Source organism: Pseudolactococcus chungangensis CAU 28 = DSM 22330, assembly GCF_002441885.1.
GTDB lineage: Bacteria > Bacillota > Bacilli > Lactobacillales > Streptococcaceae > Pseudolactococcus > Pseudolactococcus chungangensis.
On the sequence record NZ_JXJT01000015.1, the window covers coordinates 36029 to 48533 of the forward strand.

Annotated in this window: 12 protein-coding genes and 1 pseudogene; all 13 read left to right on the top strand. The window is 39.0% G+C overall.

The window, feature by feature from the left end; translation table 11 throughout:
- Positions 1–143: 143 nt before the first annotated feature.
- Positions 144–755: a 30S ribosomal protein S4 gene (gene rpsD / locus RR45_RS07160; protein WP_031365960.1), complete on the top strand. Its 612-nt coding sequence runs from the start codon at positions 144–146 to the stop codon at positions 753–755.
- A gap of 322 nt (positions 756–1077) precedes the next feature.
- On the top strand, positions 1078–1806 hold the full coding sequence (locus tag RR45_RS07165; RefSeq protein WP_072353567.1) for an AzlC family ABC transporter permease: 729 nt from the start codon (positions 1078–1080) through the stop codon (positions 1804–1806).
- A complete protein-coding gene (locus tag RR45_RS07170) occupies positions 1806–2123 on the top strand; it encodes an AzlD domain-containing protein (protein WP_031365958.1) in 318 nt (105 codons plus the stop codon). The genes RR45_RS07165 and RR45_RS07170 overlap by 1 nt, the downstream gene beginning before the upstream one ends.
- A 542-nt stretch (positions 2124–2665) precedes the next feature.
- Positions 2666–4660: an ABC transporter ATP-binding protein/permease gene (locus RR45_RS07175; RefSeq protein ID WP_031365957.1), complete on the top strand. Its 1995-nt coding sequence runs from the start codon at positions 2666–2668 to the stop codon at positions 4658–4660.
- 198 nt (positions 4661–4858) lie between these two features.
- On the top strand, positions 4859–5617 hold the full coding sequence (gene truA, locus RR45_RS07180) for a tRNA pseudouridine(38-40) synthase TruA (protein WP_031365956.1): 759 nt from the start codon (positions 4859–4861) through the stop codon (positions 5615–5617).
- Entirely contained in the window at positions 5595–6371 is a 777-nt protein-coding gene (locus RR45_RS07185) for a bifunctional hydroxymethylpyrimidine kinase/phosphomethylpyrimidine kinase (RefSeq protein WP_031365955.1), read from the top strand. Before truA ends, RR45_RS07185 begins: the two co-directional genes overlap by 23 nt.
- A gap of 48 nt (positions 6372–6419) precedes the next feature.
- Positions 6420–6986 carry a TIGR01440 family protein gene (locus RR45_RS07190; RefSeq protein ID WP_031365954.1) on the top strand — a complete coding sequence of 189 codons (567 nt, stop codon included), beginning with the start codon at positions 6420–6422 and terminating at the stop codon, positions 6984–6986.
- Between the two features lie 33 nt (positions 6987–7019).
- Entirely contained in the window at positions 7020–8009 is a 990-nt protein-coding gene (locus RR45_RS07195; protein WP_031365953.1) for a GNAT family N-acetyltransferase, read from the top strand.
- A gap of 193 nt (positions 8010–8202) precedes the next feature.
- Complete coding sequence (locus RR45_RS07200) at positions 8203–8679, top strand: hypothetical protein (RefSeq protein WP_031365952.1); 477 nt, start codon at positions 8203–8205, stop codon at positions 8677–8679.
- A 128-nt stretch (positions 8680–8807) separates the two neighbouring features.
- A complete protein-coding gene (gene pyrG, locus RR45_RS07205) occupies positions 8808–10418 on the top strand; it encodes a CTP synthase (RefSeq protein WP_031365951.1) in 1611 nt (536 codons plus the stop codon).
- A 325-nt stretch (positions 10419–10743) separates the two neighbouring features.
- Entirely contained in the window at positions 10744–11019 is a 276-nt protein-coding gene (locus RR45_RS07210) for a hypothetical protein (RefSeq protein ID WP_031365950.1), read from the top strand.
- Complete coding sequence (locus RR45_RS07215; protein ID WP_031365949.1) at positions 11016–11759, top strand: hypothetical protein; 744 nt, start codon at positions 11016–11018, stop codon at positions 11757–11759. The genes RR45_RS07210 and RR45_RS07215 overlap by 4 nt, the downstream gene beginning before the upstream one ends.
- Positions 11753–12505: pseudogene (locus RR45_RS07220) on the top strand (LXG domain-containing protein); the annotation flags it as partial. The gene RR45_RS07215 and the pseudogene RR45_RS07220, both read left to right, overlap by 7 nt.

Below are 12505 nucleotides of genomic sequence, written 5' to 3' on the forward strand. Positions count from 1 at the left end.
TGAGTTATGCAGCTGCGAGGTAGGGCGTCGTCAACATTTCTAGTGTTACAAAGTAACCAAAGCTGTGAGGCGAACTGGAAATGCACGAACCGGAAACTCGCAAAACATGCTCTTCAAATCAAATTTTTGAAGGAGACATATACATGTCACGTTACACAGGTCCATCATGGAAACAATCACGTCGTCTCGGCGTATCACTTACAGGTACTGGTAAAGAAATCGCACGTCGTAACTACGTACCAGGTCAACACGGTCCAAACAACCGCTCAAAACTTTCTGAGTACGGTTTGCAATTGGCTGAAAAACAAAAACTCCGTTTCACTTACGGTGTTTCTGAACGTCAATTCCGTAACTTGTTTGTTCAAGCGACTAAAGCAAAAGAAGGGACACTTGGTTTCAACTTCATGGTACTTCTTGAACGTCGTCTTGATAACGTTGTTTACCGTCTTGGTTTAGCAACTACACGTCGTCAAGCACGCCAATTTGTTAACCACGGTCATATCTTGGTTAACGGTTCACGTGTTGATATCCCATCATACCGCGTTAATGTTGGTGATGTGATTTCAGTTCGCGAAAAATCAGCTAAAGTACCAGCAATTCTTGAAGCAGTTGAAGCTACACTTGGGCGCCCAAGCTTTATCACATTCGACGCTGACAAACTTGAAGGTACATTCGCACGTTTACCAGAACGTGACGAAATCAACCCAGAAATCAACGAAGCACTCGTCGTTGAATACTATAACAAACAAATGTAATTTTAAAAGCTCTAAACCCTTTATTTATAAAGTTTGGAGCTTTTTTGTTTTTAAAAACTAGCAAGAAACTAGCAAATTTATGGCTCTATAATAAATCGCCTGGGAATTTCCCACACGATTTATTATAGAGCCAAGAACAGTCGAATAGGCTGTTTTTTCTTTTGGTAAATTCTAAAGATATGGTTTGCAAATGAAGGTCGCAATCATGTATTTACAGGGAGCGACGGATTTTACTTGAACTCAAAATCGGAAAGTAGTAAAAACAAGTAAAACCTCTGACATTTTTTGATATAATGAGACTATTACACCTCAGGAGTTAGTCATGTCAAAAAGTTACAATTTTATGGACGGAATGAAAGCTGCAATACCCGTCAGTCTAGGTTACATTAGCATTGGCGCGGCATTCGGCATCGTCGCCATCGCTCAAGGTTTTAGCCTCTGGCAAGTTGCTTGCCTGTCCATTTTCTTATATGCCGGCTCCGGTCAGTTCATCATGATTGCCATGATGGCAGTTCACGCGCCAATTTCCATCATCACGCTGATCATCTTTTTCGTCAATTTCCGTATGTTCTTGCAAAGCCTGACCGCCACGCAAATTTTTCCACACCAATCTCTCAAATCCGGCATCGGCATGGGGACTTTGATGACTGATGAATCTTTTGGTCTCATGGTTTTAGAACATGCAACTAACACACCTATTACATCATTTTGGATGCAGGGAGTGAACGTGATGAGTTACCTGACTTGGATATTGTCTACTATTTTAGGAGCAGCAGTTGGAAATCTCATACCGAATCCGGAGCAGCTTGGCATAGATTATGCTCTGGTTGCCATGTTTATTGGCTTATTAGTCTTGACTTTAGATTCTATGGTGAAAAATGAACGGTTAACAGTTGTTCTGACCGTCTTATTTAGTACCATGTTAATTTATTATTTAGTGGGTATTGTCACCTCTAGCTATGTTGCAGTTCTGATTGCGACACTCATTGGTGCTTTAATTGGTGCAGTGATGTCGACACCTAAAGAGACTAGAAAGACAGAGGTCATCTGATGTATTTTTATCTTGCTTTATTTTTCAGTGTTATTGTCACCTGGGTACCCAGAATTTCACCATTCCCGCTTGCTAAGCTGATACAATTTCCAGCATTTTTTAAAAGATTTTTGAACTACTTATCACTGTCAATGATGACGAGTTTAATGGTTTCTGAGCTTTTAATCTTGCATAAAAATGCGTTACCGAGTTTTGACGGGCTGAGATGTGTCGCGATGATTCCAGCCATGGCAGTCGGCTACTTGCGAAAATCTCTGATGTTAGCAGTAGTGACAGGTGTTATGACGATGGCGTTATTGCGATTATTAGTTGTTTAATCCTTAGGGATTTTTTTTCTCAAAAAAGATTAGTTTTCTTTTTGACAAACCAATTAAATTGGAATGGTAAATAAAGAAAGCGGTAACTTATGTCTGAACAAACAAATGAGCTATTAGTGTTATTTTCTAAATTACTTACAAAATCCACAAATGCGTTTTGCATTGCAGACATAGGAAAAGTATTGAAACTAATCAAACCTCTCCAGAAGAATTATCCGAATTTGAGCATTTTTCAAATCACTATGGTGCAAGTCGTTGGGAATTAAATCATATGAATACATGAACGCCTATATTTAAATAAAAAATGTGCACAAGAGCGGAATCAAGAATCTTTTGATGAAACTTTTAGACGTTTTGCTAAAAAATCATCATAATCTTTGAGATTTCATTCGAAATACTCGAGATGAAGATTGTGATAATGTCATATCTAAATTTTTCATCAATAAATGTGAAAATAAGTCTAAAGTACCATGAAAATTTTCGGGAAAAGTTTTATACTTAAAAGAACAAATATTTTATGGAAAAATAGAAAGGTCATCAGCATGACAATCTTGGAACTAAAAAATATCAAGAAATCTTATTTTCTTGGAAAAGAAGAATTTCCCGTCTTGAAAGGCTTGAATCTCAGCTTTGATAAAGGGGACTTCATCTCGATTCTTGGTGAATCTGGGGGCGGAAAATCGACTTTGATGAACATTATTGGTGGTCTTGACCGCAAGTATGAGGGTGAAGTCATTGTCAATGGTATCAAGCAAGCGGATAAAAAAGAAAAATCAATGGATGAGTATCGGCGTGATACAGTTGGTTTTATCTTTCAATCTTTTAACTTGGTTAGCTATCTCAGTGTCTTAGATAACGTCTTAATCTCGTTAAAAATGACGAACCTGTCTCATAGGGCACAAGTCAAAAAAGCAGAGGATTTGCTCAAGCAAGTTGGGTTACTTGAACACAAGAAGAAAAATCCTAATCAATTATCTGGTGGTCAAAAACAACGTGTTGCAATTGCACGTGCACTTGCCAATGACCCAGACATTATTATCGCTGATGAACCGACGGGCGCTTTGGATTCACAAAATACGAGGGATGTTCTAGAAATATTGTCTGATATTGCTAAAAGTGGTAAGACAGTTATTGTCGTAACGCATTCGCAAGAAGTAGCTGACTACGGGACACGCATCGTACATTTAACAGACGGTCAAGTCACTTCGGATGAGCGGATTAAGCCAGCTTATGAGACGGTTGGAAAAGCACGTGAGTTTAAGACCAAAACACTTTCTTTTGGTGCTAAATCTCGAATTGCTTGGCAACATTTTCTCAATAACTGGAAACAAAATCTGATGATTATGATTGGCGTTGCCATTGGTCTCTTTTCAGTTATGTTCTTCCTTGGGTTGGGCAATGGTGCCAAGGGGTACATGAATAAAATGGTAACAGATTTGGCTAATCCAAATGTACCAATGGTCATGAAACGCGTGACATCTGATGAAAACAAGAAAAACGCTGAGGCCTTTCAGGAAACAACACGCTTGATGCCACAGAATTCGACGAAAACTGCGATTTCTGATACTTTGATAAACAAAGTAGAAAAGTTAAATCATGTGAAGCAAGTCGAAAAAGCCTTTGATATTGCACCATCTGACTTCACAGTTAGTCTTGGCGTAACGAAAGAGCCTTTTTCTGAAATTCAAACTTGGACAAATGTCAATACAGATAGCTCACTCTTAGCGGGTGAAAAACCAAGTGAGGGTGAAGTAGCTGTACCAGATACTTTTGCTAAAAAATGGGATAAGACAAATTGGAAAAAAATTATTGGTGAAACGCTACACCTTGAGTATAAAATGCTCAATAAAGATGGCGCACCAGTAGCTATATCCCAAGACGTGAAAGTGTCGGGGATTACGAAAGGCAGCCCAGCACAAAATCCGTTGACAATGAACTTTAAAACCCTGCAAAAATCCTTTGTCGCCAATCATATTGTCAGTGAGCCTAACTTCATCGTGCCAACAATCGATGATAGCCACAATGTCAAATCTGTCGTAAACAAAATTCAAAACTTGAAAACTGACGGCAAAAAAGACTTTGTAACCTTTTCTCTCGGTGCTGTTTTGAAACCGATTAATAATATTACATCCATTGTGACTATCGTGCTTGCTTTAATCGCAGGAATTTCACTTCTCGTGAGTCTGATGATGATTATTGCGACAACTTACATGTCAGTTACAGAACGGACGAAAGAAATCGGTATTCTTCGTGCTTTAGGTGCAAGAAAAGGAGACATTCGCCTACTCTTTGTTATTGAAACTGTCATGTTAGGGGTTGCCTCTGCCATTCTCGCGATCATTGTTGCCTTTCTAGGTCAAGGTGGTGTTAACTCAGGTGTCAGTGATTTACTTGATAAATTCCATATCATTCAAATTTCAACTGGTGCAGTTATCGGTAGTGTCATCATCGCAATTATCATTGCTTTGTTCGCTAGTTTGATGCCAGCAGGTAAAGCTGCTAGATTGAACCCGATTGAAGCTTTATCCAATGATTAAGCAATTTAAAAAAGACTCGAAAGTGTCTTTTTTTATAATCGAAACCTAAATTGGATAGATCAATCATAAGCAATTGCCAGGATAAAAAAATAGATGTTGCACCATTGCATACAACATATGAAAAAAGATTTAAATGATAAACAAAAAAACAATCCACTTTGTCATCAGATTTTTAAATGAACATGATATAATGTTAGCATGACACGATATAAAGCAAGGATTGCATATGACGGCACAGATTTTGCCGGATTTCAAATACAAAATAATGGTCGAACCGTTCAAGAGGAACTTGAGCGTGTTTTGGCGAAATTAAACTCAGGTCATCCTGTTAAACTTCACGGCTCAGGTCGTACAGACAGTGGCGTTCACGCGCTAGCTCAAATCATTCATTTTGATTTACCACAAGCGCGTGACGCCGAAAAATTGCGCTTTGCCCTGGATACCCAAACGCCTGATGATATTGATGTGCTATCGCTTGAGCTAGTCTCAGATGACTTTCACTCGCGGTTCAACCCCCACAGCAAAACTTATCAGTACCGCCTGACCACCTCTCGTGCCAACAATCCCTTAACGCGGCGTTTTAGCTACCATTTCCCAAAAATCGTCGCTTTTGATCACATGGTTGCAGCAGCGCAGTTATTGGTTGGCACGTATGATTTCACAGGCTTTACAGCCTCTGGCGCTACGGTCGAGGACAAGGTTCGGACGATTACACAAGCAGATGTAGTGAGAAGTGGGACAGATGAAATTCTCTTCATTTTTTCTGGCAATGGTTTTTTATATAAGCAGGTCAGAAATATGGTCGGTACCTTGGTAAAAATTGGTGCCGGCAAGTGGCCAGTTACGCGAGTATCTGAAATTTTAGTGGCACAAAATCGTGATTTAGCAGGACCGACAGCACCGGCTCATGGTTTGTGTCTCATGGAGGTACGTTATGACGATGAAATCAACGCCTAAAGTCTTAGCGATTTCGGGGTCTGATGTCTTATCAGGTGGTGGCTTTCAGGCTGACTTAGCGACTTATTCTCAGTACGGGATTTATGGGTTTGTTGTCGTGACGTCGATTGTGACAGTAGCTGAGAATGCGTCTGGCTTTGAAATTTTCCCAACGGATATTGAAATTTTTAAACGACAATTGGATAGTCTAAATGATATTGCTTTCGATGCAATCAAGATAGGCCTGTTGCCATCAATAGAGATTGCTGACCTGACTTTGCGTTTTATTCAGCAGCATCAAGATATCTCCGTCATTCTCGATCCGGTTCTTGTCTTTAAAGAAAATAAAGATGAGGAGATGTCGCTGATGACGGCGAAGATGCTTGAGTTTTTGCCTTATGTGACGGTGATAACGCCAAATCTGAGGGAGGCTGAGATGTTGGCTGGTCTGACAATTACGACTGTTTCGGATATGAAAGCTGCTGCTACGGTTTTGTCTGCTTTGGGGAGTCGTCATATGGTGATTAAAGGTGGTAGTCGTTTGGACAAGCATTTTGCGCGTGATTTATATGCTGATGGTGTCGTTTCTCGGGAATTTGTTAAACCAATCGTTGCGCGGAATAATAATGGTGCGGGTTGTACCTTTGCGTCGGCTGTCGCGAGTAATCTGGCACATGGGGCATCAGTGCTAACCGCTGTCAAACAGAGTAAGGAGTTCGTCTATCAGGCAATTCTAAACTCAAATGACTATGGGGTATTTCAACTATTGCCTTGAGTGTGAGCTTATTTTAATGTATTGAGAGTGGGATAGAGGGGTAAAAAAATGGATTTAGAAAAATTGCAAGCGCAAACAGAACACTTAATTGAGGATGTTATCAAACAAGCTGATCTCAAAAAAGGTCAACTATTTGTTTTAGGTTTGTCATCAAGTGAAGTTAATGGTGGTGTGATTGGGCAACATTCATCCGCTGAAATTGGTCAAGTTGTGGTTAAAGCTATTTATGACAAGCTCACGGCTATTGGTGTACATCTAGCGGTGCAAGGCTGCGAACATCTTAATCGTGCTTTGTTGGTTGAGCGAGATTTAGCAGAGCAAAAAGATTTGGAAATCGTTTCCGTTGTGCCACAGCTCAATGCCGGTGGCAGTGGTCAAGTCGCAGCTTATGATTTGTTCAATGACCCAGTAGAAGTTGAGCATATTATAGCGCAAGCTGGTCTTGATATTGGTGATACGGCGATTGGGATGCACGTAAAACACGTTCAGATTCCTTTTCGCCCAATCATGCGTGAATTAGGCGGCGCTCATGTGACTGCACTCAAAAGCCGTCCTAAGCTGATTGGAGGGCCACGTGCCAGCTATGATAAAGTTGATACATTTAGACAAGGCTAGTCTGACTGAAAAACAAATAAGTTGAGGAGAAAAATGACGATTGAAAAGGCTTGTTTGAATCTTGCGAAATACGCTTTCCATAAAAATCCAACTGGCGGAGACCGCGCTTTTTACAAACTACTAGAACAGTCGAGCCTACATACACATACTGAAAATGGTGAATTGACGAGCATGATTGTCGATACCCACTTCCAGGTTAGTTTTCAAGGTCAAACCGTGCCAATGGCAGGCATTGGTTATGTTGCAAGCTATCCCGAGTTCCGTGGCAATGGTGCAGCAAGTCAGCTCATGACTGAAATTTTACAAGAGAACTATCAGAAGGAAACACTATTTTCTTATCTTGCACCTTTTTCTTATAGTTTTTACAGTAAATTTGGTTATCGTTATGTCTTCAATCAAAAACATTATGAGATTGATGCAGCTGATTTTCCGTTGGGAGAAAAAACACATTTAACGGTTAAACGCACAGATTTTGCGACAGCCCAACAAGATTTGGCATCTGTTCATGCGCAATTAGTCGGTAATGGTAGCTTGGTTCGCGGTGAGTTCGAATGGTCTTACTATTTTGACTATAAGAAACAACCACATTTTGCAGTCTTTTATGACCAAGCAGAACCAAGAGGATATGTTATTTATGCCTTTAATGGCATGGCATTCATTATTCATGAACTGATAACGCTTGATGTTCAAGCTAAAAATACAGCTTATCGCTTTATTGCTAGTCATGCAGGTGCTTTTGATAAGTTTGTTTACACGGCCCCCTCAAATGTTACATTAGAGCAAGATATGCGTGAGCCGAGCCGGGCACAAATAAATCTACGAGCAGATATGATGGCTCGAATTGTCAATTTGAAAGCCTATTTGAAACAATTTCCAGTCAATGTAGACAAGCAATTTACGATTATTGATGAGATATTACCAGAAAATAACATGACATTTGGTGCTGGCGAAGCTGTTACAATGACGATAGGTGAATTTACCAAATTTGTCATGCAAGATGTCATTTTAAGAGAGTATTTTTAATGCGTTTTCATAGATAAATCATAGCACCTATTAAAACAAAGGGGGCATAATTTTATTATTGTATTGATTTTATCCTATTAAAAATAGTTTTAAAAGAAAAGACAACAAAAGAAATAGAATTATGAATTGAATTGAAAAAACATTGATATAATGATATGATTATAAATAGATAAAATAATCGTAAGGAGTTTCAATGAAAGAAGACAAAAAACGCGCTAAAAAACTCATGCAAGAACAGTCAATGCCATACAATGCCTGGAGTGGGAATCTAACCATCCCAATTGCGATGGTGGTCATTGTTATTCTCTCGTTAATTGGCTTTAAAAACAGTTTTTTTAGTCTGGTCATATTTGTTGCAACAATTCAAGTGCATCGTCAGAATGCAAAACTCAAATTAGGTGGTCGCTCATATATCGCACCAATCATGGTTTATGTCTATAATGCTTTATCAATTCCTATGGTATTTTTGGTAGTTAATTTGACTGATATGACTATTTTACCGTTGCTAATAATTGAAGTCTTGTTTTTTGCAGCAGTTGTGGTTGCGTTTGTTTTTTTCTTTATGACGGCAAATCAAATTAAGAAACAATTTCCAACGATGAAAGCAGATAGCTTAGCAGCTAGACAAGTCTATCAAGAAACAATCACACGATTAAAAAATCAAATTTGACAAGTCCACAAAAAATTTGCTATAATAATTATCGGGCACCGCTCAGGCGGTCGGAAAATAGCTCCCAGTATTGGGAGCTTTTTATATTTATTTTCCCATGTGTTTAAATTAAAGGAGACAATAGGTAAATGACAAAGTATATTTTCGTCACAGGTGGTGTGGTTTCAGGTATTGGTAAAGGGATTGTGGCGTCAAGTCTTGGTCGTCTTTTAAAAAATCGTGGTCTTAAAGTCACAATTCAAAAGTTTGACCCATATATCAATATTGACCCGGGTACAATGAGTCCTTACCAACATGGGGAAGTTTACGTGACAGATGATGGCGCAGAAACTGACCTTGACCTTGGTCACTACGAGCGTTTCATGGATGTTAACCTTAACAAATACTCTAACGTGACAACAGGTAAAATTTACTCAGAAGTTCTGCGTAAAGAGCGTAAAGGCGAATATTTGGGAGCAACGGTTCAAGTTATTCCACATATTACAGATGCCTTGAAAGAAAAAATTAAACGTGCCGCAGCAACGACTGATTCAGATGTCATCATTACTGAAGTCGGCGGAACTGTTGGCGATATCGAGTCATTACCGTTCCTTGAAGCCTTACGTCAGATGAAATCTGATGTGGGTTCGGACAATGTCTTCTACATTCATACAACTTTATTACCTTATCTAAAAGCGTCTGCTGAAATGAAAACTAAACCAACACAACACTCTGTTAAAGAATTACGTGGTTTGGGTATTCAGCCGAATATGATTGTTATCCGAACAGAAACACCAGCTGAGCAAGGGATTAAAAATAAAATTGCACAGTTTACAGATGTTGCGCCAGAGGCTGTTATTGAATCACTTGATGTGGAACATTTGTATCAAATCCCACTTAATTTACAAGCTCAAAACATGGACCAAATCGTTTTGGATCATTTGAAACTTGATTTGCCAAAAGCAGATATGACAGAATGGACAGAGATGGTTCACCACGTCATGAACCTCAAAAAATCAACTAAGATTACTTTGGTTGGGAAATATGTCGAGTTGCCAGATGCTTATATCTCTGTCGTTGAAGCTTTGAAACATGCCGGCTACCCTGCGGACACCGACATTGACCTGAAATGGGTTCAATCAAACGACGTGACCCCTGAAAATGCTGCTGAGCTTTTGGGAGACGCTGACGGGATTATTGTGCCGGGTGGTTTTGGTCCTCGTGGCACTGAGGGTAAGATTGCGGCGATTCAGTATGCGCGTGAAAATGATGTGCCGATGCTAGGCGTTTGTCTAGGCATGCAGTTGACGTGTGTCGAGTTCGGTCGTAACGTCCTTGGACTTGACGGGGCTAACTCAACTGAGTTAAATCCTGAAACGAAATTCCCAATTATCGACCTCATGCGTGATCAAATTGATGTTGAAGATATGGGTGGTACACTTCGTTTGGGACTTTACCCAGCGAAATTGAAAGCACACTCAGTGACAGCAGCAGCTTATGATAACCAAGAAGTCATCCAACGCCGTCACCGTCACCGTTATGAATTTAACAATGCCTACCGTGAACAGTTTGAAAAAGCAGGACTCGTCTTCTCAGGCGTGTCACCTGATAACCGTTTGGTTGAAATTGTTGAAATTCCAGAAAATAAATTCTTCGTTGCATGTCAATATCACCCGGAATTGTCAAGCCGTCCAAATAGATCAGAAGGTCTCTACACAGCCTTTGTCAAAGCATCTGTTGAAAACGCTGAAGCTAAATAAAATTTTAAAAACAGGCTATGATTGATTTTTATCATAGCCTGTTTTTTGTTCACTTTTTTGAAAAAGTGTCAATAACTCTGCTTAATCGTCAGGATTGATACGAAACTGTTGACATATTTGAGATGCTAGAAACTATAATAAAAAAATAATCTAATGGTTTATGATGTGAATTCCAAAATATAAACTTTAAAAATCAAATATTGAATGCTTTATTTTTTTGTTATTATACCAACATTTAGCTACTGTTTATAAAAAATATCTTAAATCTTTGACACTAGACACTAGTTTTTATATAAAATTTAGAATATTGAAAATAGGAGATGTTATGGCAACAGGAAAAATTAATTCAAACACCGTAGATGCACAAGCAGCGATTGCTGAACTTGTTGGCTTAAATGCAAATAGTTTTGCCAATCAATCCGTAGACTTTGGGGCAAGCAATGTTCCAAGTATGCTCGCAGGTCAGGGCTTAGCTAATCAGTTGATGAACAATACTTCAAAAGTTGTTTCATGCGTTTTATCACAAGCTAATAAGTTTCCAGAATTGGCGTATGCGATAGAGGAAAGAGATATAGTGGAAAGTCAGAGGTTTAAATCATGACAAAGAAAAATTCTATATTTGGAAATTCTGGTCTATTTGGCAATGACTTTGATGATGTAGAGGAAGAAAAACCCATTGAACAAGAGATCATCACAAATCCCAAGTGGGAAGATTATGATTGGCAAGATTGGGCTGAATTTTGGCGTATCAGTATTGAACAAACAAAAATAAATTTTGAAAACGCAGAGACGGAAGAAGATAAGATTAGTCTGATTAGAGCCAATCAAACAATTCAAAAGCAAGCAGAGGAAGAAAGAGAGAAACTTGCCAAACGAGAGGCTGAAAAAGCAAAATATCAAGCCTATTTAAAAGAATGTGCTGCTGAGAAAAAAGCACAGCAACCTACTTCTCTTTTTGAAAATACAACAAGTTACAGACACGCACCAAAAGATAAAAGTGAAACAAAACGCTATGAACTTTCTCAGGAAATTAGGCGTAAAGAATCAGACATAGACGACCTAAGACATTTGAACAATAAGTTTAAAGAGGAAAACGACTACTTTCTTTCAGGCTTTAAACGAGATATAGACGAGACACACCAAGTGCTTGGAAAAAATTCACAGTTTGACACCAGACAGGCGCAACGTAACTATGAGATGTATCAAGGTGTTCAAGCGAAAATAAAATCTAAAACCCAAGCGCAATTAGAAACGCTTGAAACGTCCACTAGGTCAACTAGACAAACACTTGAAGGTTCGATTGACCGGCTTCACAGAGAAAGGAACAATTTACCGTGGTAATTTACAACAGTGGCGATTCACAAAATTTGATAAGTGCCTTGGAAACTAACCTTTCAGGTGCCCAACAAATTTTTGACCGCCTTTCTAAAGGGAGCCAACATCTGATTGGCGTGATTGATTCAGGCACCTTATCAGGCGCTGCTTACAATGCAGGAAAAAACTTGTTTGTCGCTTATATCAATCCTATGCTCCAAAAGTTAAATCAAGCTATTTCAGATATACAAGGCGATTTGAGGGCTTACAAGTCGGCAGATAGTGCCGTTAGTCGTTATGGCACGCATTTGGATAGTGATCAGATTGAACATTTGCTTAGATTGACTAATCATATGATTCAGTTGCTTGAAGATAAAATCAGATCTGACAAAGACTTTATTAATAATTTTTTAAGTGGTGGCTTTGAAAAAGTCGGTGGTGCTTTGGCAGAGCTACCACAACTTTATGAACAACTTGACAATTTAAAAGAAATCAAAGCAACACGCGAAAAGGAATTGCGTGCTTTGGAGGAATTTAAATATACGACAAACTCACTTTTTAAAGATAGCGCCAAAGCCTTTGATTCTGCCATGAAAGGTGTGGCAATTATCAACCAATCAAGCGCAAGTGCAGACGGAACGATTATCTTTCCTGCAGGTGCGGATATGAGTTGGTTGAAAAAATTAAGTAATGAAAAATTAAGCTCCAATCTTTCAGGAAGTAAAGGTAAGTCGAAAGCTGATAAAGTTGAAATCAAATGGTCAGCAATGAAC

Coding starts and splice junctions, on each gene's coding strand:
- rpsD (WP_031365960.1), top strand. CDS start 144: ATGTCACGTTACACAGGTCCATCATGGAAACAATCACGTCGTCTCGGC.
- RR45_RS07165 (WP_072353567.1), top strand. CDS start 1,078: ATGTCAAAAAGTTACAATTTTATGGACGGAATGAAAGCTGCAATACCC.
- RR45_RS07170 (WP_031365958.1), top strand. CDS start 1,806: ATGTATTTTTATCTTGCTTTATTTTTCAGTGTTATTGTCACCTGGGTA.
- RR45_RS07175 (WP_031365957.1), top strand. CDS start 2,666: ATGACAATCTTGGAACTAAAAAATATCAAGAAATCTTATTTTCTTGGA.
- truA (WP_031365956.1), top strand. CDS start 4,859: ATGACACGATATAAAGCAAGGATTGCATATGACGGCACAGATTTTGCC.
- RR45_RS07185 (WP_031365955.1), top strand. CDS start 5,595: ATGACGATGAAATCAACGCCTAAAGTCTTAGCGATTTCGGGGTCTGAT.
- RR45_RS07190 (WP_031365954.1), top strand. CDS start 6,420: ATGGATTTAGAAAAATTGCAAGCGCAAACAGAACACTTAATTGAGGAT.
- RR45_RS07195 (WP_031365953.1), top strand. CDS start 7,020: ATGACGATTGAAAAGGCTTGTTTGAATCTTGCGAAATACGCTTTCCAT.
- RR45_RS07200 (WP_031365952.1), top strand. CDS start 8,203: ATGAAAGAAGACAAAAAACGCGCTAAAAAACTCATGCAAGAACAGTCA.
- pyrG (WP_031365951.1), top strand. CDS start 8,808: ATGACAAAGTATATTTTCGTCACAGGTGGTGTGGTTTCAGGTATTGGT.
- RR45_RS07210 (WP_031365950.1), top strand. CDS start 10,744: ATGGCAACAGGAAAAATTAATTCAAACACCGTAGATGCACAAGCAGCG.
- RR45_RS07215 (WP_031365949.1), top strand. CDS start 11,016: ATGACAAAGAAAAATTCTATATTTGGAAATTCTGGTCTATTTGGCAAT.